The organism is Bacteroidales bacterium (assembly GCA_035342335.1).
Taxonomy (GTDB): domain Bacteria; phylum Bacteroidota; class Bacteroidia; order Bacteroidales; family JAGONC01; genus JAGONC01.
Genome location: DAOQWY010000003.1, coordinates 180776 through 206017 on the forward strand (window position 1 = coordinate 180776; position 25242 = coordinate 206017).

The 25242-nt window shown below is 48.6% G+C and carries 17 protein-coding genes and 1 pseudogene; 10 read left to right on the top strand and 8 right to left on the bottom strand.

The features are described from left to right. The first annotated feature begins 4 nt into the window (after positions 1-4). From PKI34_02785 to ychF, 4 genes and pseudogenes are all read left to right on the top strand, one after another. A pseudogene (locus PKI34_02785) lies at positions 5-1084 on the top strand (cysteine desulfurase family protein). Positions 1085-1162: 78 nt separating this feature from the next. Next, positions 1163-2215, top strand: a complete 1053-nt coding sequence (gene selD / locus PKI34_02790) for a selenide, water dikinase SelD (protein ID HNS16729.1) — start codon at positions 1163-1165, stop codon at positions 2213-2215. Between the two features lie 10 nt (positions 2216-2225). Further along, positions 2226-4550 (top strand): penicillin-binding protein 1C, encoded by a 2325-nt coding sequence (gene pbpC, locus PKI34_02795; protein HNS16730.1) that lies wholly within the window; start codon positions 2226-2228, stop codon positions 4548-4550. A 50-nt stretch (positions 4551-4600) separates the two neighbouring features. After that, entirely contained in the window at positions 4601-5698 is a 1098-nt protein-coding gene (gene ychF, locus PKI34_02800; protein HNS16731.1) for a redox-regulated ATPase YchF, read from the top strand. A gap of 21 nt (positions 5699-5719) precedes the next feature. On the opposite strand, the gene mltG is transcribed toward ychF, so the two are convergent. Genes mltG through dapF form a run of 3 tightly spaced genes read right to left on the bottom strand, consistent with a single transcriptional unit; the run spans position 5720 to position 8095 of the window. Then, positions 5720-6769 carry an endolytic transglycosylase MltG gene (gene mltG / locus PKI34_02805; protein HNS16732.1) on the bottom strand — a complete coding sequence of 350 codons (1050 nt, stop codon included), beginning with the start codon at positions 6767-6769 and terminating at the stop codon, positions 5720-5722. Continuing rightward, positions 6756-7292, bottom strand: coding sequence for a GNAT family N-acetyltransferase (locus PKI34_02810; GenBank protein HNS16733.1), 537 nt, complete (start codon positions 7290-7292; stop codon positions 6756-6758). Before PKI34_02810 ends, mltG begins: the two co-directional genes overlap by 14 nt. Positions 7293-7306: 14 nt before the next feature. Then, complete coding sequence (gene dapF, locus PKI34_02815; GenBank protein HNS16734.1) at positions 7307-8095, bottom strand: diaminopimelate epimerase; 789 nt, start codon at positions 8093-8095, stop codon at positions 7307-7309. Between the two features lie 303 nt (positions 8096-8398). Between dapF and PKI34_02820 the strand changes: the two genes are divergently transcribed. The 6 genes from PKI34_02820 (at position 8399) to rpsA (ending at position 18471) form a co-directional block, all read left to right on the top strand. Next, a complete protein-coding gene (locus PKI34_02820; protein ID HNS16735.1) occupies positions 8399-9868 on the top strand; it encodes a Do family serine endopeptidase in 1470 nt (489 codons plus the stop codon). Between the two features lie 130 nt (positions 9869-9998). Next, entirely contained in the window at positions 9999-10865 is an 867-nt protein-coding gene (locus tag PKI34_02825; protein HNS16736.1) for an RNA polymerase sigma factor RpoD/SigA, read from the top strand. Between the two features lie 126 nt (positions 10866-10991). Next, positions 10992-12470 carry a glyceraldehyde-3-phosphate dehydrogenase gene (locus PKI34_02830; GenBank protein ID HNS16737.1) on the top strand — a complete coding sequence of 493 codons (1479 nt, stop codon included), beginning with the start codon at positions 10992-10994 and terminating at the stop codon, positions 12468-12470. A 14-nt stretch (positions 12471-12484) separates the two neighbouring features. Beyond that, complete coding sequence (locus tag PKI34_02835) at positions 12485-14116, top strand: CTP synthase (GenBank protein HNS16738.1); 1632 nt, start codon at positions 12485-12487, stop codon at positions 14114-14116. Between the two features lie 70 nt (positions 14117-14186). After that, positions 14187-16133, top strand: a complete 1947-nt coding sequence (gene yidC / locus PKI34_02840) for a membrane protein insertase YidC (protein ID HNS16739.1) — start codon at positions 14187-14189, stop codon at positions 16131-16133. A gap of 163 nt (positions 16134-16296) precedes the next feature. Beyond that, entirely contained in the window at positions 16297-18471 is a 2175-nt protein-coding gene (gene rpsA, locus PKI34_02845; GenBank protein HNS16740.1) for a 30S ribosomal protein S1, read from the top strand. A gap of 38 nt (positions 18472-18509) precedes the next feature. Here the strand turns inward: rpsA and PKI34_02850 are convergent, their stop codons facing one another. The 5 genes from PKI34_02850 to PKI34_02870 form a co-directional block, all read right to left on the bottom strand. Then, positions 18510-21449, bottom strand: coding sequence for an FAD-linked oxidase C-terminal domain-containing protein (locus PKI34_02850; protein HNS16741.1), 2940 nt, complete (start codon positions 21447-21449; stop codon positions 18510-18512). A gap of 15 nt (positions 21450-21464) precedes the next feature. After that, on the bottom strand, positions 21465-22442 hold the full coding sequence (locus PKI34_02855; protein ID HNS16742.1) for a lipoate--protein ligase: 978 nt from the start codon (positions 22440-22442) through the stop codon (positions 21465-21467). Position 22443: 1 nt separating this feature from the next. Further along, positions 22444-23922, bottom strand: coding sequence for an ammonia-forming cytochrome c nitrite reductase (gene nrfA / locus PKI34_02860; protein ID HNS16743.1), 1479 nt, complete (start codon positions 23920-23922; stop codon positions 22444-22446). Between the two features lie 39 nt (positions 23923-23961). Then, the gene (gene nrfH / locus PKI34_02865) at positions 23962-24522 is read right to left on the bottom strand and encodes a cytochrome c nitrite reductase small subunit (protein ID HNS16744.1); all 561 of its coding nucleotides are present in this window, start codon (positions 24520-24522) and stop codon (positions 23962-23964) included. Between the two features lie 197 nt (positions 24523-24719). Next, positions 24720-25046 carry a cupin domain-containing protein gene (locus tag PKI34_02870; protein HNS16745.1) on the bottom strand — a complete coding sequence of 109 codons (327 nt, stop codon included), beginning with the start codon at positions 25044-25046 and terminating at the stop codon, positions 24720-24722. Positions 25047-25242 lie beyond the last annotated feature (196 nt).

The following is a 25242-nucleotide window of genomic DNA, read 5'->3' on the forward strand; positions in this document are numbered from 1 at the left end:
TATGATGGATAATCCGATTTACCTCGATTATAACGCCACGACACCCATCGACCGTGAAGTTGCCGCTGCCATGCGTCCCTGGCTGGATGAACGTTTTGGCAATCCTTCCTCCATGCACCGCTATGGGATTGAAGCCAGAAAGGCTGTTGAGACAGCCCGCCTTCAGGTGGCAATGCTACTGCGCTGCAAACCGGAAGAGATTGTCTTCACAAGCGGTGGAACGGAATCCAACAACATGGCCATCAAAGGCATTGCACATGCCAGCAAAAGCATCGGTAACCACATCATTACCAGTGCGGTTGAGCATCCGGCCGTGCTGGAAGTATGCCATTACCTTTCTCGGAATGGATTCAGGCTCTCCATCCTTCCGGTTGACCGTTTTGGCAGGGTTGATCCGGATGACCTGAAAAAGGCGATCACGGCGCAGACGATCCTGGTGACCATCATGCATGCGAACAACGAGGTTGGCACTGTCCAGCCTGTACGTGATCTGGCGCTGATTTGCCGTTCGCACGGGATCCCGTTTCATTCCGATGCTGCCCAGTCCGTCGGGAAAATACCGGTCCTTGTTGATGAGATGGAGGTGGACCTGCTCAGCATCGCCGGTCATAAGTTTTATGCGCCAAAGGGAATCGGGGCACTTTATGTCCGGTCGGGGATTGTTCCGGAAAAATTGATGCACGGTGCGGATCACGAGCAGAACCGGCGGGCAGGCACGGAGAATTTGCTGGAAATTGTCGGATTGGGGAAAGCCTGTGAAGTTGCCGGTCGTGATCTGGAATTAGTTTCGGCCTATTTAAAAGCCATGAGGGACCGTTTATTTGATGGATTAACCGAGCAATTATCCGACATAAGGCTTAACGGCCATCCGGAGCACCGTCTGCCCAATACGCTCAGCCTGGGTTTCGGCGGAATGGATATTCATACGTTGCTGAGCGATATGCCTGAGATCGCTGCCTCTGCCGGTGCGGCCTGTCATGTCGGCGGACAAACCGCATCATCCGTACTTCAGGCCATGCAGGTGCCGGAGGAGTATGCCCTGGGGACGATCCGGCTATCCGTTGGCAAAACTACGACCCCGGAGGAAATTGACAGGGCCGTTGAAATCATTGCTCAAAAAGTGAGGATGCTGACCAGGTCATCGGAGTTGGGACCGATAGAAATGCGCCAGGATCAGGCTGTCAAACTCACCCGTTTTACCCACGGACTGGGTTGCGCCTGCAAACTGAGGCCCCAGGAGCTGGAAAAAGTGCTCCAATCCCTGCCCATTCCGGTCGACAGCAATGTATTGGTGGATATGCAGACCAATGATGACGCCGCCGTTTACCGCATCAACGATGAGATCGCCATTGTCCAGACCGTTGATTTTTTCACTCCCATCGTGGATGATCCCTACAGTTTTGGCGCTATCGCTGCTGCCAATGCACTGAGTGATATTTATGCCATGGGGGCCGAACCGCGATTTGCACTCAATATCGTCGGATTTCCAAGCAACCGCCTTCCCCTGGAAGTGCTTGGAGAAATTCTCAGGGGAGCGCAGGATAAAGCACAGGAAGCCGGCGTTTGCATCCTGGGCGGACATTCCGTTGAAGATACTGAACCCAAGTTTGGCATGGCTGTGACAGGCTTTGTTCATCCCGACCGTATCCTGACCAATGCCAGGGCAAGGGTGGGGGATGCCCTGATCCTTACAAAACCGATCGGTCTCGGGATCCTGGCCACCGCGCTGAAAAGGGAAATGGCCTCAGAGGAGACCGGGAAAAAGATCATTGCACTGATGAGCCAATTAAACCTGAGGGCCTGCAGGATCATGATGAACTACCCGGTAAACGCCTGCACGGACATCACTGGGTTCGGACTCCTGGGTCATCTCAACGAGATGACCCAGGCCAGCGCTGTGGATGCAGAGGTTGTGGCTTCGGCCGTGCCCGTCATTGAAGAAGCCTGGGACATGATCCGGGCAAACATGATCCCGGGCGGCACACTGTCAAATCTTGATTTTGTGGCGGAAATGACGGATTGGGACCCGTCAATCGGCCGGGAGACCCGTCTTGTACTCTGCGATGCCCAGACATCGGGGGGATTGCTCATTTCACTGCCGCAAAACACTGCCCGGAATCTCCTGGATGACCTTTGGCAGGAAGGCCTGTCCTCCTCTGCAATCATTGGAACCATTACCGGCAAGGGAACAGGCAGGATCAAAATCAGACCATAATTTCCTTCCAGTGGAGCCGATCCGTCCTGACAAACGATTAGTGAAGAAATGGTTAAAAATTCTTTCAGGCTCTTTATTGGCCATTGTACTTAGCTTCCTTTTGATTGACCGTATTTTCCCTTTCAATCCTCCCTTGGATTTTTCACAGGTCATTACTTCGAACGACGGAACGATCCTTCACGTATTCCTGAATAAGGAAGACAAGTGGAGGGTCAAGACCGGGCTGGACGAGATCAGTCCGGAGTTGCGAAAGAGCATCGTTTTCAAGGAGGACAGGTTCTTCTATTATCATTTTGGGATCAATCCCATTGCTCTGGTCAGAGCGCTGGTTCAAAATACGGTTTCAGGGGAACGGATCTCCGGTGCTTCCACCATCACCATGCAACTGGCGAGGCTTCTGGATCCCAGGCCCAGGTCTTATAAAAGCAAGCTGATCGAGATGTTCAGAGCAGTCCAGCTGGAGTGGCACTTCAGCAAAAAGGAAATCATCAGGATGTATCTGAACCACCTGCCCTACGGAGGAAACATTGAAGGAGTGAAGACCGCTTCCCTCATCTATTATGAACAATCACCCCAGGCGCTCAGCCTTGCACAGATCGTCACCCTTAGCATCATCCCGAACAATCCTTCTGTTTATCTGAGCGGAAAGAATGAAGGGGATCTTTTGAGGGAGCGGAACCGCTGGCTGGATTTCTTTTTAAGGAAAGGAATTTTCAGCGGGCAGGTGATCAGGGATGCAAAAGAGGAGGAGGTGGGTTTGGAAAGACATCCGTTGCCACGAAGAATACCCCATCTTGCCACCCGTCTTCATGCTGATTATCCTGAGAAGGATCTGTTGCAAACATTCATTGACCTGGAGTTACAAACCCGTATCGAAACGATCACCTGGAATCACATCCGGAGCATTCGGGTGAAGGGGATACAGAATGCCTCAGTGATGGTTGTTGATAATGAAACGGGCGGGGTGATCAGCTACCTGGGCTCAGCTGATTTCAACGACGCGGAATCCTTTGGCCAGGTCGACGGTATCCGTGCCATACGGTCGCCGGGCAGCACGCTGAAGCCATTTCTTTATGCACTGGCCATTGATAAAGGATTGATAACGCCTGCCACCATCCTTACCGATGTCCCGGCCCGGTTTGGCGGATACCATCCCGAGAATTACGACGGTACCTACCGGGGAATGATATCGGCCAAAAATGCACTGGCGCTTTCATTGAATGTACCGGCTGTGAAACTGATGAATGACCTGCACGAGGATTATTTTATCGGTAAACTCGTGGATGCAGGTTTCCAAACCGTCGGACTCAAGAGAAAAGAACTCGGGTTATCGGTGATCCTCGGTGGGTGCGGGGTTACACTGGAGGAGCTGACCAACCTGTTTTGTTCTTTTGCAAACAAAGGAATACTAAGCCCTTCACGTTATTTCTCCACTCAGGAACGTTTTTCTTCTGACACACTTTTCAGTGCTCCGGCTGCTTTTCTGGTAACGGAAATGATGACCTCCCTCAAACGACCTGATTTCCCGGTAAAAGCCGAGCAAATCATTGATCTTCCGCGAATTGCATGGAAAACAGGTACTTCATACGGCAGGAGGGATGCCTGGAGCGTCGGATACAATCCGGATTACACTGTTGGGGTATGGATAGGAAATTTTCAGGGTAATGGCATTCCGGAACTCAACGGAACTGATTTTGCGGCGCCCCTGCTTTTTAAGATTTTCCGTCTCCTCGACAGGGACAACAGCCTTTCCTGGTTCGAACTACCGCCCGGTCTCAGGATACGCGATGTGTGCGCCCGTTCGGGATTGCCTCCGTCAGATTTCTGTACCGACCTGATCGAAGATGCATATATTCCAGGAATTTCGCCCGGCGAACGTTGCCAGCATCTGCGGGCTGTTTTTGTCAACGCCGACAGCTCCCTGTCCTTTTGCAGAGCCTGTCTGCCCGAAGGTGGCTTCCTGACGAAATTTTATCCGAACTATCCTCCGGAGGTCATCGCTTACATGAATGAAGAAAATATACCCTATGAGGCCATTCCCGCACACAATCCACGCTGTGAAAGGATTTTCCGGGAAAATGCCCCCAGGATCACCTCCCTGACGGAAAATGCGGAGTATATTCTGTACCGGGAAGAGCATCAACGCCTGAAACTCGCCTGTCAACCGGAAAGTGACGTCGGAAAGATCTTCTGGTATGTCAATAACAAATTCCTGTCGACAGCACTTGCTCAGGAAGCTTTGTTCTTTGAACCGCCCGAAGGCGAGGTGAAGGTATCCTGCGTTGATGACAAGGGCAGGAATACAGACATCTGGATCGTCGTAAAATACATTTAGACATTTCGGGTAATTTACGTACATTTGTTTTAGCTAAAAAAAATAACATTATGTCACTGAAATGTGGAATCATTGGTTTGACGAATTCCGGTAAAACTACGATTTTTAACTGCATGTCGCCTGCAAAGGCTGAAGCTTCGCGCACGGCATTTACATCTTCCAAGTCCAACCTGGGTATCATTCCCGTGCCGGATGAGCGGCTTTATAAGATCGATGCGCTGATAAAGTCGCAGAAGATCATACCGGCGACAGTTGAGATCATTGATATCCCTGGCCTGGCCAAAGGCTCCAGCCACGGCGAAGGGATTGGAAATAAATTTCTGGAAGACATACAGAAGACGGATGCGTTGATCCATGTCCTGAGGTGTTTTGATGACGAAACCCTTCCCCATATCGAAGGATCAGTTGATCCGGTAAGGGATATTGAAATACTGGAACTGGAACTTCAGGTGAAGGATCTGGAGATGATCGAACGCAAAATCCAGAAGTATGAGAAGCTGACCAAGGTTGGTGAGAAAGATGCAAAAAAAGGACTGGAGATCCTTGAGCATATCAAAAACAACCTGGATAATTTCATTTCCATCCGCAATCTCAAGCTTACGGAGGAAGACAGGAAGTACCTGGCAGACATGTTCCTGCTTACCGACATTCCTGTGATCTATGTTTGCAACGTGGATGATGCCTCTGCTGTCGGAGGGAATGCGTATGTTGACAGGGTGAAGGAGGCTGTAAAGCATGAAAATACGGAAGTGATCATCATTGCCGGGAAGCTGGAAGCTGAAATTACGGAACTGGATAATCCCGATGACCGAATGGCATTTCTGGCAGATGCAGGGCTGGAAGAGCCCGGTGTCAACAAGCTGATCCGCTCGGCGTATAAGCTCCTGAATCTGGAATCTTTTTTTACTGCAGGGCCGAAAGAGGTGCGGGCATGGACGATTCACAGGGGAATGACCGCCCCTCAGGCGGCGGGGGTGATCCATAGCGACCTTGAACGTGGCTTCATCCGGGCGGAAGTGATGAAATACGATGATTTTCTTCGTTACGGATCGGAACATGCCTGCAAGGAAGCCGGAAAATTTTTCGTGGAAGGTAAAAACTATGTCGTTCACGAAGGCGATATTTTACACATACGGTTCAACGTGTAAAGGTTGATTTCCCTCCGTCCGTCAGTTGCCCTGCCGTTCCTGAAAAGCACGCTGGTATTTGCGGGCGTTGATCAGATGCTGGTTGTAGGTCTTTGCGAAGTTGTGGTATCCGGAAAAATCTTCGCGGGCGCAGAAATAATAATAACCATGTTCTTCATAGTCCAGCACTGCATCAATGGAAGCAATGGAAGGAACACAGATCGGTCCCGGAGGGAGACCTTCGTAGAGATAGGTGTTGTAACGTGAGTCAATTCTGGTGTGCCTGGTCAGGACACGCTTCATCTTAAAGTCCCCTACAACATAAACGATCGTAGGATCGGCCTGCAGTTTCCAGTTATCCCTCCAGCGGTTGATGTAAACCCCTGCCATTCTGGCTTTTTCATCATTCTTAAGGGTCTCTTTCTCAACGATGGATGCCAGTATGCTCACCTGCTGCCGAGTCATTCCGCAACGCGTTCTTTTCCGATCCCGTTCCTCTGTCCAGAATTTCTGATATTCTTTGTACATACGGCTCATAAATCCAGCGGCATCCGTGTTCCAGTAAAATTCATAGGTGTTGGGAATGAACATGGTGAGGATGGTTTCGGTGGTGAAACCGTATTTCTGAACAAAGACCGAGTCGGCCAGGAGTAGTACGATGGCGAGCGAGTCCGCTTCCAGCTGGTGCGACACCTTACCTGCCAGATCTTTTTTCAGCCGGGTATTGTTCAGAACAACCTCTACCGGTGTCTGGAGACCGGCCCTGAGAATGTTGATCAGCGCGTTGTTGTTCATCCCGTCGTAAAGCAGATATCTGCCAGCACTTATCTGCGAGGGATAGTCTTTTTTGACGGCAAGCCATTCAAAGGTCCTTTGTCTTTTTATGAATCCCTGAGCGTATAAAAGAGTCTTCACGTCGTTGAAATCCGAATTTGTCCGGATATAGATGGAGGCATTTTCGGGATCGGTAATCCTGACATTGGGTTTAAACCAGATCTGGTAAACAGCAAAAACAGCGGCTGAACAGAGCGTGACAATGATAATGAAGATGAACAGGAGGATTCTGAGCAGCCTCCGCTTATTTTTTTTCATCTGGATTGAATCGTTGGAGAATATATTCATCCATCCATTTATTGTCAATTAGCAACCACTCCTTTTTCAGTCCGATGATTTCAAACTGATGATTCGCAAAAAGGTTGAGGCTGACAATGTTGGTTGCGGAGATGTGGCAGAAGAGCTGGTGCAGGTTCAGTGTAGTGAAGGCATAATCGATCAGAAGGTCAAGGGCCTCGGAGGCATATCCTTTACCGCGTTCTTCCCGGGTGATGAGGACGCCGACACCGGCTCTGCGGTGGGCAGGTTCAAAATCGTACAGATCGATCGTTCCGATGGCAGCTGCTTTTTCAGCGGATGCAGCCTTATCGATCATGAATCGCAACTGCCGCGCTGAGAAAATATCCAGCTGAGCATTCATCACATACTGCTCAATGGCAAACCGGGAATAAGGAGCGTTGGTATTGCTCACATGCCAAACCGATCTGTCATTTTCCCAGGCATACAGGAAGTCAATGTCAGAGGGCTCCGGAGCCCTGAGGATCACTTTTTTACCGATCATGACCGTGCTTTTGGTTAAATAATGATTTCACCCTGGAACACAAACGATGCTGGCCCTTCCAGCCATACATCGTGAAAAAGATTTTTTGAACGTTTGAAATGAACGGTCAGTTCTCCTCCCAGCGTCTGGAATTGAATTGGGTCAACGGATTCAGGTGCCTGTGAAGCCAGCAGGAGCGCGGATGCCACCGTTCCCGTTCCGCAGGACAGTGTCTCATCTTCAACGCCGCGCTCATAGGTCCGGATGTAATTTCTGTTGTGCGTCGTTTCAATGAAGTTGACGTTGACACCCTGCTCGCGGAAGGGATCGCTGAAGCGAATCTCCCTGCCCAGCTTTCTTATGTCAAGATCCTTCAGATTTTTGACCTGCTTAATGACGTGAGGAGAGCCAGAATCAATGATTGAATTGACATTCATAATTTCCGGGAACACCACATCTTTCATTTTCAGGCGAACGACAGAAGAATGACTGTTTTCATCCACGATGAGGGCATGATGCAGGCCGTCGATAGCCTCGAAGGTAAAGCTCAGTCCCGGGGATCCTGTGCGCCGGGCAAAGGCTGCGAGGCACCTGCCTCCGTTGCCGCACATGGTGGACTCATCGCCGTTGGAGTTGTGGTAGATCATTTTAAAATCATACCTCCCGGATCTGTTCATCAGGATCAGCCCGTCAGCCCCGATCCCAAATTTTCTATCACAGAGCGACCTGACAATATGGCCACTTAATGGAAAAAAACCTGACCTGTTGTCAATCATGATGAAATCATTCCCCGTGCCCTGGTACTTGAAGAAGGTTATTTTCATGGATCGGTGCAAATTAAGATAATGATGGTCTGATCCCTGTGACGTTTCAGCTTGATGCAAGGATGCAAAAATACAAAAAGCAGCACATTGCTGATCGCGGCAGGCTGATTTCATCACTCTTCCGAAGGTTTTATCGTCAGATTAACATATTTTAACATTCAGGATATAATCATTGCAAACAGTGTTACGTTAATGCTTTGAACCTTTAATGAGGCTGGATGACAGGTGAATTCACTCAGAAAAGGTACAGTTCTTGATAATTGAACAAAATCACTTGAAAAATGTTAATAATTCGGAGGATCTATGAATAAATTCTTGAGTTTGGTTTTAGCTGCGGTAGTTGGAGCGCTTCTTACCTGGGTTGTCATTGGATCTCTGGGTCATAGGTTCAAATCGGACAATGTCCCGGTGAGTCTTCCTGTAAAAGCGCCTGTCACGATGACATCGGATGTTCAGGTCAGTGCACCTCAGGTGCTGCCTGATTTTTCTGAAGCGGCTGGTAAAACGATCAACGCAGTGGTTCATGTCATGACGCAGTATCAGCGTCAGATGAGCGCTTATGACTATTTTTTTGACTGGCGTGACTTTTTTGGAGAGCCCGATAACCGGCCAAATGATCCTATGTACATGGGATCCGGATCAGGAGTGATCATCTCAGGTGATGGTTATATTGTTACCAATAATCATGTAGTGGAGGGAGCGGATCAGATTCAGGTGGTTTTAAATGATAAAAGGACTTACGATGCGACGATCGTGGGAACGGATCCTTCAACCGACCTGGCCGTGATCAGGATCAAAGAGGAATCGCTGCCGTACATAACTTTTGGAGACTCTGATGAACTGAGAGTGGGTGAATGGGTACTGGCAGTCGGCAATCCTTTTAACCTGACTTCTACGGTGACAGCTGGTATTGTGAGCGCCAAGGCACGGAACATAAATATATTGCAGACTCCTGACGGCACTTCTGCCATCGAATCGTTCATTCAGACGGATGCTGCGGTCAATAAAGGCAATAGCGGAGGAGCGCTTGTCAACACAAGGGGTGAACTTGTCGGCATCAATGCTGCCATTGCTTCCAGTACCGGTTATTATTCAGGATATTCCTTTGCCATTCCTTCGAATCTGGTTAAAAAGGTCGTTGCAGACCTCAAAGAGTACGGTGAGGTTCAGCGTGCACTCCTGGGCGTGTCGATCCGGGATATCGACAGTAAGTTTGCGACCGATCTCGGTTTGAAGGAAATCAAGGGCGTTTATGTAGCAGGTGTTTCGGATAACGGCTCGGCCAAGGCTGCCGGTGTTGAATCAGGAGATATCATTCTTCAGATCGATGATAAAACAGTAAACAGCACCTCCGAGCTGCTGGAACAGATTGGTCAGAAACGGCCTGGGGAGGAGGTTATTCTCGTTGTTAACCGGAAAAATCAGGAAAAATCATTCAGGCTTCAACTGAAAAACAGAGCGGGTACCGTGGAGGTTGTTCAAAAGCAGGCCATTTCAAATGCCGCTGCTTTGCTGGGTGCGAAACTGGAACCTGTAACAAATCAGGAAAAAGAACGTCTTGGAATTAACAATGGCGTGAAGGTTACCGGATTACAACAGGGTAAACTGAGTGATGCCGGAATTCGTGAAGGATTCATTATCATAAGGATCGATAAGCAAACCATCCATTCCGTCGCCGATATTGAAAATGTTCTGGTGAACGCTTCAGGAGGTATTTTGATCGAGGGTATCTATCCAAATGGATTAAGGGCCTATTATGGCGTGGGGTGGTAAATAAATAATCCTGCGGGATTTATTGTTGTAAACAGCAAATAATTTTGCATAAATGGAATAATTTTTGTAAATTGCGGATCACTTTTTCAAAAAACAGAATTTTAAATAAAAGAGAGAGCAGAGGTTGTCCATGAGACAATTAAAAATATCCAAGTCCATAACCAACAGGGAAACAGCTTCACTTGACAAGTATCTTCAGGATATCGGAAAAGAGGAGATGGTCACGGCAGAGGAAGAGGTCGAGCTGGCACGCCGGATAAAAAACGGTGATCAGAAAGCACTTGATAAGCTGACCAAGGCCAATTTGAGGTTTGTGGTGTCTGTTGCCAAACAATATCAGAATCAGGGGCTGAGTTTACCGGATTTGATCAATGAAGGAAATCTTGGATTGATAAAAGCTGCCCGGAGGTTCGATGAAACCCGGGGATTCAAGTTCATATCCTACGCGGTGTGGTGGATACGGCAGTCCATCCTGCAGGCACTTGCTGAACAATCGCGCATTGTGAGGCTTCCGCTGAACCAGGTTGGTTCACTCAACAAGATCAAAAAAGAATCCTCCAAGCTGGAGCAGAAGTTCCAGCGCACACCCAGTAGCGACGAAATCGCTGAGTCGCTTGAAGTACCTGAATATAAGATCGATGCAGCCATGCGCATCGGGACGCGGACAGTGTCAATGGACGCACCCCTTGCTCAGGATGAAGATGTTAAATTCCTGGATGTTTATGTTCACGAGGATGCCCCCAATACGGATGCAGGGCTCATGCGGGAATCCCTGATGAAAGAAATCGAACGCTCACTTGCCACCCTTTCGGATAAGGAACGCGATGTGATCAGCCTTTATTATGGAATCGGGCTGGCACACGGATTGACCCTCGAAGAAATAGGAGCGAAGTTTGACCTCACCCGGGAACGGGTCCGCCAGATCAAGGAAAAAGCAATTCGCCGGCTCAAACACCATTCCAGAAGCAGGTTGCTGAAAGCATACCTTGGCCAGTAGGCCATATCCCACTCTGTTAGAAAATTGTTCATAATAAAAAAAGGCTAAGGATCAGATTATTTTGGTTACTTGTCCTTTTGTTTTAATTTTAGTCCCTTGAAATCCGGGGCTATCAAAATCACTACTATGAACAATTATAACACAAAAAATCAAAATGAGGCCAATTTTCATTTTGAGGATGAATTATCAAAATGGATATCCGATGAAATGCTCGGCTATGAGTTCGTTGATGTATTGGTCAAGCTTTTTTACGAGAAATCCATCGAGTTGATGCTATTCCGCAATCAACTGTATGACCGAAGCGCCAGCGTGATCTTGTTCCTTCATTCGTATGCCGTTCATACCATTGGCAAAACACTGAAGATCCAGGATTCATACATTTTGGCGAAAGCGTTGTATGAAATGGACATACCACCGGCACGGATCGATATTGGCCGTTTGAATTTTGAATGGACCAACGACCGTCAGAAATATGCCGGGCCAAAGGCCTTCATTCAAGATAAGCTCAAGTCGTTCATTGACAAGGCACCTTCCTTTGTGAAACCACGGGATGTTGTCCTCTATGGATTTGGCCGTATTGGCAGGCTGGTCGCCAGGGAGCTTGTACAGATGGGAAACGGATCCCAGCTGCGATTGCGGGCCATCGTGACACGGAGCAACCAGCCTGAAGACCTGATAAAAAGGGCACATTTATTCCGACATGATTCCATTCACGGACCGTTTAGGGGTATCGCCGTCGAAAACCTGGAAAACAGATCCATGTATGCAAACGGCCATACGGTGCAGTTCCTCTCCACCCTGAATCCCGAGGATTTGAACTATACCCAGTACGGCATCCACGATGCCATTCTGATCGACAATACCGGTGTTGTCAGGGACAGAGAGGGACTGTCGCGTCATGTGAAAGCTGCAGGGATCAGTAAAGTACTGCTCACGGCCCCCGGTAAGGGAGATATACCCAACATTGTATACGGTGTCAATCACCAGGACCTGGACATCGAACAGGAAACCATCTTTTCAGCGGCATCCTGCACAACCAATGCGATCGTACCGGCACTTAAAGTGATTGAGGAAACCCTCGGGATCGAAAAAGGTCACATTGAAACCATTCACTCCTACACCAACGATCAGAACCTGCTGGACAATTTTCATAAGAAAGCGCGCAGGGGAAGGGCTGCACCGATAAATATGGTCATCACCAATACGGGTGCAGATACGGCTGCAGCAAAGGCAATCCCAAGCCTGAAAGGAAAGCTGACGGCGAATTCGGTCAGGGTACCCGTCCCGAATGTCTCCCTGGCTATATTGCATTTGTGTGTGAAAAAGACCACATCGGTGGAGGAAATCAATGTCCTGATGAAAAATGCTGCCCTTCATGGCGATTTTGTGGAACAAATCCGTTATTCCACCTCAACGGAATCCGTCTCATCGGATTACATTGATGATCCCGTGACATTGATTTTTGATAGTCCTTCCACCAAGGTTTCATCCGATGGAAGAAGTATTGTGATCTATGTCTGGTATGACAATGAATATGGCTATTCGGTCCAGGTCGTCCGACTGGCTAAATTCATCGCAAAAGTTGAACGCTATCGGTATCAATAATAGTTCATCATCCCATGATCAAGGCGAAATATCTTTTTGTAACCGGTGGTGTAAGCTCTTCCCTGGGCAAAGGAATCATTTCCGCATCACTGGCAAAACTGCTGCAGGCCAGGGGCTTTTCGGTCACGATCCAGAAACTCGATCCGTACATCAATGTCGATCCGGGAACACTCAATCCCTACGAGCACGGTGAATGCTATGTAACGGAAGATGGTGCGGAAACGGATCTGGACCTGGGCCATTATGAACGCTTTCTTAATATCCCCACATCCCAGGCCAACAATATCACAACCGGACGCATCTACCAGTCGGTGATCGAAAAGGAAAGAAGAGGAGACTACCTGGGGCAAACCGTACAGGTCATCCCACACATTACCGATGAGATCAAATACAGGATCAAACTGCTTGGCAACACGGGGAACTTTGATTTTGTCATTACGGAGATAGGAGGGACGGTGGGCGATATTGAGTCCCTTCCCTATATTGAAGCCGTCAGGCAGATGAAGTGGGAACTGGGGTGCAATTGCCTTGTGATCCACCTGACACTCGTGCCATTTCTTGCCGCCGCAGGTGAACTCAAGACAAAACCCACACAACATTCCGTTAAAACATTGCTTGAATCAGGGGTTCAACCTGACATCATCGTTTGCCGGACTGAAAAGCACCTATCACAAGCCCTCAGGGAGAAGATATCCCTGTTTTGCAATGTATCACCCACATCTGTTATTGAGTCGATCGATGCGGAAACGATCTACGAAGTCCCCCTGTTGATGCGGGATGAAAAGCTGGACCTGGAAGTGCTTAAAAAGGTCAATATCCTGGCCGGTAAAGAACCTGATCTTGCGACCTGGGAAGATTTCCTGTACAAACTCAAAAATCCGGCATCTGAGGTTACGATCGGATTAATCGGAAAATACATTGAGCTGAGGGATGCCTATAAATCGATCGTTGAATCCTTTATCCACGCCGGGGCAGTGAATGACTGCAGGGTGAACATCAAAAGAATCCATTCAGAAAGTATTGATGCACAAACAGTTGAGAATAGTTTGTGTGATCTTGACGGGATTCTGGTGGCGCCAGGATTTGGGTCAAGGGGGATCGATGGGAAAATCCTGGCTATCCGGTATGCACGCACCCATAACGTACCTTTCCTGGGGATCTGCCTGGGGATGCAGTGCGCCGTGGTGGAATTTGCACGCAATGTCCTGAACATGCCCCAGGCCCACAGTACGGAAATGGACAAACGTACGTCTTATCCGGTGATTGACATCATGGAGGCACAGAAGAAGATTTCCGGGATGGGAGGGACCATGCGGCTGGGAGCCTATCCCTGTCAGATCGCGAAAGGTACCCTTGCCCACTCCATTTATGACCAGCTTCACATCACCGAACGCCATCGTCACCGGTATGAATTCAATAATAAATACCTGCATGATTTTGAAGCCGGTGGGATGACAGCATCGGGAATCAATACAAAGGACAACCTGGTCGAGATCATGGAATTGAAGAACCATCCGTGGTTTATCGGAATACAGTTCCACCCGGAATATAAAAGTACCGTTGCAAGTCCTCATCCTCTGTTTGCAGGACTGGTTAGCGCAGCAAAAAATTACAGGCGGGAGCATTCCCCTGTTCAAAATCCGTGAGGAAATCCGGTGCATGTCGCGCTAACTTGTATCTTTGCGGCATATTTCCATCTCGACCTAATCAATACGAATGAACAGAAATACCATCATTGGTGTGGTTTTGATCTTTGCTGTGATGATTGGTTACAGCATTCTTACAAAGCCCTCCGGGGAAGAACTCCAAAAACGTCAGCGAATTCAGGACTCCTTGTGGATCGTGCAGCAGAAACGGCTGGATTCACTGGCACTTGCCGATTCGCTTAAACTCATTGCCGGTGCTTCGCAGCAAACAGCCGATACCGGACTGCAGGCAGCCACACAGGAAACAGCACCGGCCAGTCAGACAGCCCTGGATGACGTTCTGGGTATTTTTTCTAGGTCAGCCTCGGGGAATCAGGAACTTTATTTTATTGAGAATGATGTAGTCAGGTTAGGAATCTCCAGTAAAGGCGGCAAGGTGATCTATGCTGAACTGAAGAATTACAGGACCTACGATTCCCTGCCACTGGTTTTATACGATACTTCTTCGGTGACCTTCGGTTTTACGTTTTTTGCCAACAACCGGTTAGTCAACACCGATGCGCTTTATTTCCAGCCCTGGTGGTACGATGATGCTCAGAAAGGGAACACCCGGATGTCGGTTTCCGGAAAGGATGCCCTGTCGTTTGGAATGCGCCTGTATGCCAATGGGGCAGATACGTTGTCATCGTTTTCTTCCTCACAGTACGTTGAGTATGTTTACACACTCACCGGTGAGGATCATCTGCTCGACCTTACCGTTCATTTCAACGGAATGCAGGGCGTGATGGCTTCCAACACGGATTACCTGGATTGCATATGGAATGCGGATCTTATGCAGCAGGAGCGAAGCATCGACAGATACAATGGTCCTACCATTTATTACAAACACTCCGATGGTGAAGTGGAATACCTGTCGGAAACCAAGGACGATGAGGAAGATATCCCAACACGTTTGAAGTGGGTCTCCTTCAAGCAACGCTTCTTCTGCTCGACCATCATTTCTGACGATTATTTCAGCAGCGGCCTGATCAATGCTTACACCAGCAAGGAAGAAAAGGTTCATTATGAGCGATCCATGGAGTCCACTTTTGGGGTGCCCTTTTCCGACAGGGAGAAGACGACGATGGACCTGTCGGTTTATTACGGGCCATTGAAATATTCAATCCTGCGTGATTATAAGCTGGATCTCGAGCAGCAGATACCCATGGGGTGGAGTTTTTTCCTGATGCAATGGATCAATCGTTTTGCCGTCATCCCCGTTTTTGATTTCTTAAGTAGCTTCGGACTAAATTATGGGATCATCATTCTGGTTTTGACCATTTTGCTCAAAATTGTCCTTTTACCCATTGCCTACAAGACGTATATGTCAACGGCAAAAATGAGGGTATTGCGGCCTGATGTTGAGCTGATCAATCAGAAGTTCCCAAAAAAAGAGGACGCAATGAAGAAGCAGCAGGCGACCATGGAGCTGTATAAACGGGCGGGTGTCAATCCCATGGCAGGATGCATACCGATGCTGCTTCAGTTTCCGATCCTGATCGCCCTTTTCAGGTTCTTCCCTTCCTCCATTGAACTGCGTCAGCAATCTTTTCTCTGGGCAAATGACCTGAGCTCATACGATTCCATCCTGAATCTGCCCTTCACCATCCCATTCTACGGAGATCACGTTAGTTTGTTCTGTTTGCTGATGACCGTATCCACCATCATCTACACCAAGATTAACAACGACATGATGGTGACCGGACAACAGCAGATCGCCGGGATGAAGACCATTTCCTACCTGATGCCGATCATGTTCTTAGGATTCTTCAACGGATATGCCTCCGCCTTGAGTTATTATTACCTGCTGGTGAATGTTTTCACCTTCCTGCAGATGTACCTGTTCAGACGGCTTGTTGATGAGAAAAAGATCCATGCCCGGATTGAGGAAAATAAAAAGAAACCCGTCAGGAAAAGTGGCTTTCAGAAGCGTTTGGAGGATATGGCCAAGCAAAGAGGATATCCTGTCAGAAAGTGAACAAATTATCGGGAATCCTGTCAATTTTCAATTTATTTTTCTACTTTTGCAGCCCGAAATCCGCGGACGATGGGATTTCGCTATTATCAGGCATTTACCTGAAATCTGAGCATTAACGGAAGTTTAACCCGTTCCGGCGTCCAGGAACACATTGAATGATTTAATGACGCAAGAAGAATTCAAAAATGAAGAGCTGGAGCAGCCCGTCACCGACGAAACACAGGCGGTTCAGGACGAAGTTTCGGAATTGGTTCAGGATACACCATCTGAACCTGAAACAGTTAACATCCGGGAAGAACCCATTACAGAAACAGTTCCGGAGGTCCAGTCTGAAGAGGGTGAAGAGCAGGTGTCAGACATGGTCGAATCAGCTCCGGTCGAAATTACGGAAGAACCAGCTGCAGCCGGCGACGAACAACCTGTTGAGGTACCTGTCGTACCACCATCCCCACTTCCTGACCTCTTTCCTGACCAGCCCGCGTTAGAGGAAAAACCATCCGCCAAGCCATTTCAGCGCATCCATCGGGAACAGGATTTCGACTGGTCACTGGCTGGCAAAAAGCAGGAGAATTACACATCAGATGAGCGACATAAGCTGGAAGAGATCTATGACCATACCTTAAACCAGATCGTCGAACACGAAGTCATCGAAGGATCCGTCGTGGCCATGAACAATCGCGAGGTGGTCGTGAACATCGGATTTAAATCCGATGGTGTCATTCCCCTGTCCGAGCTACGCTACAATCCGAATCTCAAGATAGGCGATAAAATTGAAGTTTATGTTGAAAACCAGGAAGATCCTGAAGGGCAGCTGATCCTGTCGCATAAGAAGGCCCGCATACTTCGTTCCTGGGAACGTGTCAATACGGTTTATGAAAACCAGGAGATCATCAACGGATTTGTGAAGTGCCGTACCAAGGGAGGCTTAATCGTCGACGTTTTTGGCATTGAGGCTTTTCTGCCCGGCTCACAAATTGACGTGAAACCAATCCGGGATTATGACATCTTTGTTGGAAAAACAATGGAATTCAAGGTTGTCAAGATCAACCAGGAGTATAAAAATGTTGTCGTATCGCATAAGGCACTGATCGAAGACGAGCTTGAGCAGCAAAAGGCAGAAATCATCGCCAAACTGGAGAAGGGACAGATACTGGAAGGCACGGTGAAGAACATCACCTCTTACGGGGTGTTCATTGACCTTGGCGGTGTGGATGGCCTGATCCATATCACTGACCTGAGCTGGGGAAGGATCAATCACCCGGAAGAGATCGTGGAACTGGACCAGAAGATCAAGGTGGTCATTCTGGATTTTGATGATAACAAAAAACGGATCGCCCTTGGTCTGAAGCAGCTCACCCCGCATCCGTGGGATGCACTCGATACAAATCTGAAGATCGGCGATAAAGTGAAAGGGAAAGTAGTGGTCATTGCTGATTACGGCGCTTTTGTGGAGATTGCTCCGGGAGTGGAAGGGCTGATCCATGTTTCCGAAATGTCCTGGTCGCAGCACCTTCGCACCGCTCATGATTTTCTGAAGGTCGGCAACGAAGTTGAAGCCATCATTCTGACACTTGACCGCGACGAACGGAAAATGTCGTTGGGTATCAAACAGCTCATTCCTGATCCCTGGGCCAATATCATGGAAAAATACCCTGTCAATTCCAGGCATAAGGCCATTGTGAGGAATTTCACCAACTTTGGGATTTTTGTTGAGCTGGAGGAAGGAGTGGATGGACTGATCCACATTTCCGATCTTTCCTGGTCAAAGAAAATCAAACATCCTGCTGAGTTTACCAAAATCGGGGAAGAAATTGAAGTGGTCGTGCTGGATGTGGATGTTGAAAACCGCAGGCTGAGCCTTGGCCACAAACAGCTTGAAGAGAATCCATGGGACGTGTTTGAATCAATCTTCCAGGTGGGAAGCATTCACAAAGGAACCATCATCAGCGCCTCCGATAAGGGATTCATTATTTCCCTGCCTTACGGCGTTGAGGGATTCTGCCCGATGAGGCATTCCACAAAAGAGGATGGTTCGGGATTGCACGTTGATGAGTCACTGGAGTTCAAGGTGATCGAATTCTCAAAGGACAACAAGAAGATCATCCTTTCTCACACCAGGGTTTATCAGGATGCCCAGGTAACTGAGAAGTCCAAAACGACTGACCCGGCCAAAACGGAAGCAAGGTCTGCCAAACGGGTGGTGAAGAAGCTGCAGGATACACTTGAAAAAACAACCCTTGGTGATATCGAAGCGCTGGCTACACTCAAATCAAACCTGGAGGAAACCGAGAAGAAAGATAAGGTCAAAAAGGAAAAATTACAAAACGACCTAAGTTAACCTCCTGAAAAAATCCCGCGTACCCCGCGGGATTTTTTTTAGGCAAGGGCGTCATAAAGGATCTCAATGGGATGATGGGCTTTTCTTCCGGTTCCTTCCAGGATTTGATGCCTGCAACTGGTTCCGGGCGCGGCGATGAGGGTATCCGGCGGACAGGCTCTTACAGCCGGGAACAACACCAGTTCCCCGATGCGCATCGATAGATCGTAATGTTCCTTTTCGAAACCAAAAGAACCGGCCATTCCGCAGCATCCGGACGGAATTTCTTCCACGGTGTAATTAACAGGGAATGAGAGCATTTCAAGTGTCGGAGCTGTTGATGCAAGCGCTTTCTGGTGACAGTGCCCGTGCAGTTTGATCGTTTTTTTATCTTTTGTAAATTGCATGGGCGTTATCTTTCCTTTTTGAACCTCCTGGATGAAGAACTCCTCAAAGAGCAGGGTGTTCTTTGCAAGTGCAGCAGCACGAGGCTTCAGTCCGTCGCCGACAAGCCGCGGGTATTCGTCCCTGAAGGTGAGGATGCAGGAGGGTTCAATACCCACCAGAGGCGCTTCGCCGGATATCCGTTCGTGCAGCAATCCAACGTTTTTTTCAGCAATTTTCTTTGCCCGGCATACCAGTCCCTTTGACAACATTGCCCTGCCACTTTCGGTGTGACGCGGGATGATTACCTGGTAACCAAGCCTTGTCAATAATTTGAGTGCTTTGATCCCGGTTTCCGTATCGTTGAATTCGGTAAACTCATCGGCAAACAGATAAACCGTTCCGTTCAAAGGGGCAGAAGGAGATAACCGTTTAGAATTTTTTCGGTACCATCCCGTCAGTGTGGTTTTGTGGAGCATGGGAAGAGAGCGACCGGGCGCAAACCCAAGAATTCTTTTAAGGAATCCGGAGAAAAACCTGTTCCTGATGAACGCATTGTAAATCCCCGGAACATGTGAAAACACGCGGTTGATCCTGCCAATGCCTGCCACGATTTGTGTCCGCAGAGGGATCTTGTTGGATGCGTAGTACTGCTGCAGGAATTCAGCCTTGTACGTGGCCATATCCACGCTGGAAGGACATTCTGCCTTACAGCCTTTACACGAAAGGCAAAGGTCCAGAATGTCGCGGATCTCAGGATGGTTGAACGGATTGCTTTTTGGTGAATGAGTCAGGAATTCCCTCAGGATGTTTGCCCTGGCCCTTGTGGTTGCATTTTCATCCCTGGTGGCCATATAGCTGGGGCACATCACACCGCCGATCCGTTCGGATTTCCTGCAGTCGCCCGAACCATTGCACTGTTCCACCGCCCTGAGAATTCCCAAAGTGTCGGAAAAGTCAAAGAATGTCGGGATTTGCCGGGTGACCTGTCCGGGTGTGTAGCGCAACCCGGTTTTCATCGGTGGCGTATCGGTAATTTTACCTGGATTGAAGATCTGTTCAGGATCCCAGGTTCTTTTGATGGATTTCAGCAATTCAAAATTCCTTGCACCCACCATCAGAGGGATGAATTCTCCCCGGACCCTTCCATCGCCATGCTCGCCGCTGAACGATCCCCGGTACTTTTTAACCAGCCGGGCTGTATCCAGTGCAATGGAATGGAAGCGTTCCACATCCTCCTTTAATTTCAGATTCAAAACAGGACGGAGATGAAGTTCTCCGGTGGCAATGTGGGCATGGTAAACGCAATTTGTATGGTGCTTCTCCATTATTTCCCGGAAATCCTTCAGATAGGCTGGCAGGTCAGCCGGGCGGACTGCAGTGTCCTCGATGACCGATACCGGCTTGGCATCGCCCGGAATGTTTGTCAGCAAACCCAGCCCCGCTTTTCGGAGCCCCCATACTTTTGGAATGTCGCTTCCAAACAGCAAAGGATAATGAAAGCCGTATCCGGCCTGCTGCAGTTCATTTTTCAGCTGTTCGGCAAGACCGGTGATTTCATCTTTTGATTCACGGGCAAATTCAACGATGAGAACAGCCGCCGGATTCCCCTGAATGAAAAAACGGTTTTTTCGTTGTTCGAGGTTGCTTTTAGTTTGTTCCAGGATATGATGATCCATCAGTTCAATGGCTCCCGGTTTGTATGAAAGGGCGATCAGGTTGGCCTGGAAGGCCTCTTCCAGGCTGTGAAAATGGATGCAAAGCAAGCCTTTGTTCTTTGGAGGAAGAGGAACAAGGTTAAGCTTGATTTCCGTGGTGAATGCCAGCGTGCCTTCAGAGCCTGCAAGTAAGCGGCAAAAGTTGAATGGAGGTCCGTTTATTGTAAATGGTTCTGTTTCAAGAAGAAGATCAATTGCATATCCCGTGTTCCTTCTTTTTATTACCGGATCAGGATACTGTTCACGGATCTCTTTCTGGTTGTCAGGTTCACTCAGGATTTGGCGGATATGCTGATAGATCCGGTTTTCAAGTGCAGATCCGTTACACTTTTCTGAAAATTCCTTCTTGTTAAGCTGTTTAAAGCATACATCAGTGCCGTCACTTAAAAGTGCCTGCACTTCAAGCGTGTGATCCCGTGTGCTTCCATAGATCAGTGAATGGGCCCCACAGGCGTTATTTCCGACCATTCCCCCGATCATGCAACGGTTTGATGTTGATGTTTCCGGGCCAAAGAACAGGTTATGGGGTTCGAGGGATTTATTCAGTTCATCCAGAACGACCCCTGGTTCAACGCGAACCCACCTTTCAGCCGTATTCAGTTCGAGGATCCGTGTCATGTAGCGCGACACATCCACCACAATCCCGCCACCGACCACCTGTCCTGCCAGGGATGTTCCGGCTGTGCGCGGTATGATGGATGTATGGTGTTGCCGGGCGAAGTGGATCAGCTTGCGGATGTCATCCTTGTTTTTTGGTCTTGCCACTGCCAGCGGAACTTCCCGGTATGCCGATGCATCCGTTGCATAGAGCAGCCGGTAGGGCTCCTCCAGGAACAAATCTCCCTCTAGTGAATCCTTCAGTACCTTTAGAGGAAATGTCAGCTTCTCCTTATCCATCGGCACAAGATTGAATCAAAACAACGCCCGGCATATGTCCTGGGATGGCATCCCAAGTTCAGCTGCCAGACCAGGATTGGCATCAAGGTATTGCCGGATGGTATTTTCTTCATGCCTGATGCCTTCCGCTTTCGTCAAAAGAGACACCCAGCCAGCAGCCTGCGGGGAATCAAAGATATGGATTTTCTGAATGATCCCGTTTTTGACCGAAAGGTCAATTTTTATTTGCTTTCCTTCAATTGATAGTGTTGATCTAAAACGATAAGGGGGTGCGTATCCGAAGTTCCATTCCCAGGTTCTGTATTTTTTCTCCGCAAGTGACCAGATGCTTTTTTTGTCGTGGTTGCTCAAACGGATCCTGGTGGCAGGGGAGAAGACCTTTATGAGTTCAGCGGAAAGCTGCTCCTGGAAATGCACGACTGAAGGAGGATTGGTGATGAAATTGCTGATATTGGTCACCGGAGCCAGGTTGGACCGTATGGACCGGTCTCTGTATGCTGATCCCCCCTTGGTCAATGCCTTGCCCAGTTCCTCCAGGTTGGAGGCGTAGAGTAATGTGCCATGCTGAAGGATCCGGTTTTTAAAAACATGTTGTGCGTTGCCTGAAATCTTCCGGTTTTGGATCATCAAATCGCTTTTGCCGGACAGTTCACACGGGATCTGCCAGCTGTTCAGAATGGCCATCACAGGTTGCAGGAACAACCCGTAATTGACCAGATCACCGGATTGTTCTGACCGGATGAATGTATAATTGATGTTCCCGGCATCATGGTAGACCGCACCGCCTCCGGAGATCCTGCGGATGACAGGCAGATGGTGATCCCTGGTGAAGGCAAGGTTGACTTCCCGGTAGGGATTCTGGTGTTTTCCAATGATCACGGCGGGTGCGTTCCGCCAGAGCATCAGGACATCCTCATGATAGTTTCTGAAAATATACTCCTCTGCGGCCAGATTAAACCAGGGATCTGCTTCCAGCCGTTCAATAACGAGCATTTTAAAACTGATTACGGTATTCTTCCATCCATTTAGGCACAATCTGGTCGAGAAATTTTTGTTTATCTTCGCGTAAACTATTCATTTCCAGACCTATGAATATCTGGGCTTTTTCTTTCGTTGAAATATCAGGGAAGACGACAGGTTGTGTGACTCCGTGACCTGCCAGGATACGTGAAAGCAGAATACGGGCTTCCTGGGCTTTGTCCATGGATGTGCCCAGCAGCCTCAGGCTTTCAACCGGTGAGTGAAACGAACCTCCATGGCTGGCGGCGACATAATCCCATCTCCACTGAGCATGCCGGATAAGTGTCAAAACAGGTTTCATTTCTTCGGTTGTGGCACCAGCATCCCAGGCGGCTTTTGCTTCGACGTGGGCACGACAGATGTTTTCTTCCACTTTATCCCTGATATCCAGCGTTTTCTTCTGTCGTACATAGACATTATCATAGAGTGTTTTTTCACTTTCCCGGTGGCAGACCTGGCAGGAATTTGAAATGTTATTCAGCGGACTTTGAATATGATGATCCGTGAATTTTTGTCCCCCTTCATTTTGATAAGGCATATGGCAATCGGCACAGGCAACGCCCCTTTCATAATGAATCCCTGTCATAAATAATTCATAATCAGGATGTTGAGCTTTCAGCATTGGTGTTTTGCTCAGGGCATGTGTCCAGTCCGTAAATTCATAGGAATCGTAATATGTTTCGATTTCGTCTGCGGTAGATCCCTTATCCCAGGGAAATGTCAGGTATTTATCATCCCCTTTGAAATAATATTCCACGTGGCACTGGGCACACACCAGGCTTCGCAATTCCTGGTGGCTGACGGTGCGGATGTCTTTTCCCTGTCTTTCAAAGGCTTCGATGAGGGCTGGACGACTGATCCGAAGATTTTGCGTGGCAGCATCGTGGCAGTCGGCGCAACCAATGGGATTCATGATCTGGTTACCCCTTGAGGCCCATTTGCCCCTGTAGAATTCAGCTACGCCTGTCTGGTGCATTACGCGCGGCACATCCGGGCTTTTACATGCCCAGCAGGTATTTGGCTGCGGTCCTTCATCAGGACCCATCGGGGCACCGGTCCTGAGTGTACGGTGTATGTCGGTCACGGAATAAAAATGCCCCCGCCCCTGGCTGTAATCCCTTGAAAATGTATATCCTGCCCACAGGACGACCAGCTTGGGGTCCGATTCCAGCATGTCGATCATCGCACTCCCTCCATAAACGCTTCGAAAAGCGGTATCTGCTGTTTGAAGGTAGCTCTGGTACTCCCGCGGGTAGTTCTGCCCCCAGATCTCATTTCTTGCTTCCCACTGGCTCACCTCCACCTTTGGTTTATCCATCAGGACAGCTTCTGAGCGCCGCTCAACAATGGAAGATGCCAGTATACCAAGAATAAACACGACCACCATGGTAAGCAGGAAAATGAGCCAGCCCAGCCAGGGCTTTTGAGCGATGTGTTCCGTGATGGATTTCATAGGTTCAAGTATAAGTATGTTACCATATGAATCGTTTGTTTATTTTGCCAGCCTGGGTGCAACAACCGAAGTGGGTCGCGGTACGGGTGCAAAAGGTACGCTCGACAGGCTGTTCACTCGTCCGTGTGGCACTTCCCTGTGGCACTCCCAGCATAACCGTTCGCTGCCGCATTCTTTGCCATTTCCCAGACATTTGGTTTCCGTCAGTAATTTTTCATGACATTGGATGCAATTGCCCTGGACGACCTTCTTGCCTGGTTCCAGGATAAAGATCACCTGAGGTTCATTTCTCAGCGTAAAGATGGTGGCATGGCGCAGGCCATCCTTCGCCTTGAAGTAGTAGGCATTGGCAAGGTTATTATGGGGCACGTGACATTCATTGCAGGTGGCGGCTTCCCTGTGGGAGCTGTGACTCCAGGTGGCGTAATAGGGTGACATGATATGGCAGTTCACACACGCAGAGGGATCATTGGTCAGGTAGGAACCGGCCCTTGAAATATGAAACAACAGGGCGATGAAACCTGTCATGATTCCCAGAAGGATAATCACCGGAACTCTCCAGGACCGGGGCGGAAGCAACCATCGGAAGATACTTCCCATAAATGCAGGTTTCCAGGTTAGCAAAGCCCGAAATTAAAACTGAAATCCAATAGCAGCAAGAATTTTCTAAAATTTAAACTCATTCTGAATAAGATGTGTGCCAGCGTGCTACCCATGTCATCCGCTGGTAATGCTCACCTGTTCACTGTTTTTTATTACTTAATTGTGAAATTGTATTGCTGACTGCTGACTGCTGACTATTTTATCATCACCAGCATCATTTTGAAATTTTCGAAAGCTTTCACGGCGTGGGGTATGTTGGCAGGCATGATGATCAGTTCTCCTGCGGAGACGTAATGCGAAACCTGGTTGATGATGATCTCGGCCTTGCCATCAAAAACATAGACCATCGCATCAAATGGTGCGGTGTGTTCACTGAGTCCTTCGTTTTTGGCGAATGCAAACAAAGAAATGTTCCCTGTGTTTTTCTTGATTACCGATTTGCTGACGATACTTGAATCTGCGTAAATGACGGATTCAGCCAGCTTGAAAACGGTGGAGGAGGAGAATGGATTTTCGGTCATGTTAGTGCGTGATTAATGGTTAGCAATGGTTATGTGTAATTATTTGCAGGTATTTTTGGTTATTCAACATATTGGTATGTTTAAGTGCACGATGATAGCACTGAGTAAATTTGCCTCGGGGTCATCTTGTGGGGCAAAGGTAGTGATGTTTCACCAGTTGATGCAGGATTTTGGTCAGGTGGTTTCGCGAGGCACT

Excerpts from the sequence above, each read along its gene's own strand:
- selD (HNS16729.1), top strand. The coding sequence starts at position 1,163 with ATGCGCCAGGATCAGGCTGTCAAACTCACCCGTTTTACCCACGGACTG.
- ychF (HNS16731.1), top strand. The coding sequence starts at position 4,601 with ATGTCACTGAAATGTGGAATCATTGGTTTGACGAATTCCGGTAAAACT.
- mltG (HNS16732.1), bottom strand. The coding sequence starts at position 6,769 with ATGAAAAAAAATAAGCGGAGGCTGCTCAGAATCCTCCTGTTCATCTTC.
- PKI34_02810 (HNS16733.1), bottom strand. The coding sequence starts at position 7,292 with ATGATCGGTAAAAAAGTGATCCTCAGGGCTCCGGAGCCCTCTGACATT.
- dapF (HNS16734.1), bottom strand. The coding sequence starts at position 8,095 with ATGAAAATAACCTTCTTCAAGTACCAGGGCACGGGGAATGATTTCATC.
- PKI34_02820 (HNS16735.1), top strand. The coding sequence starts at position 8,399 with ATGAATAAATTCTTGAGTTTGGTTTTAGCTGCGGTAGTTGGAGCGCTT.
- PKI34_02825 (HNS16736.1), top strand. The coding sequence starts at position 9,999 with ATGAGACAATTAAAAATATCCAAGTCCATAACCAACAGGGAAACAGCT.
- PKI34_02830 (HNS16737.1), top strand. The coding sequence starts at position 10,992 with ATGAACAATTATAACACAAAAAATCAAAATGAGGCCAATTTTCATTTT.
- PKI34_02835 (HNS16738.1), top strand. The coding sequence starts at position 12,485 with ATGATCAAGGCGAAATATCTTTTTGTAACCGGTGGTGTAAGCTCTTCC.
- yidC (HNS16739.1), top strand. The coding sequence starts at position 14,187 with ATGAACAGAAATACCATCATTGGTGTGGTTTTGATCTTTGCTGTGATG.
- rpsA (HNS16740.1), top strand. The coding sequence starts at position 16,297 with ATGACGCAAGAAGAATTCAAAAATGAAGAGCTGGAGCAGCCCGTCACC.
- PKI34_02850 (HNS16741.1), bottom strand. The coding sequence starts at position 21,449 with ATGGATAAGGAGAAGCTGACATTTCCTCTAAAGGTACTGAAGGATTCA.
- PKI34_02855 (HNS16742.1), bottom strand. The coding sequence starts at position 22,442 with ATGCTCGTTATTGAACGGCTGGAAGCAGATCCCTGGTTTAATCTGGCC.
- nrfA (HNS16743.1), bottom strand. The coding sequence starts at position 23,922 with ATGAAATCCATCACGGAACACATCGCTCAAAAGCCCTGGCTGGGCTGG.
- nrfH (HNS16744.1), bottom strand. The coding sequence starts at position 24,522 with ATGGGAAGTATCTTCCGATGGTTGCTTCCGCCCCGGTCCTGGAGAGTT.
- PKI34_02870 (HNS16745.1), bottom strand. The coding sequence starts at position 25,046 with ATGACCGAAAATCCATTCTCCTCCTCCACCGTTTTCAAGCTGGCTGAA.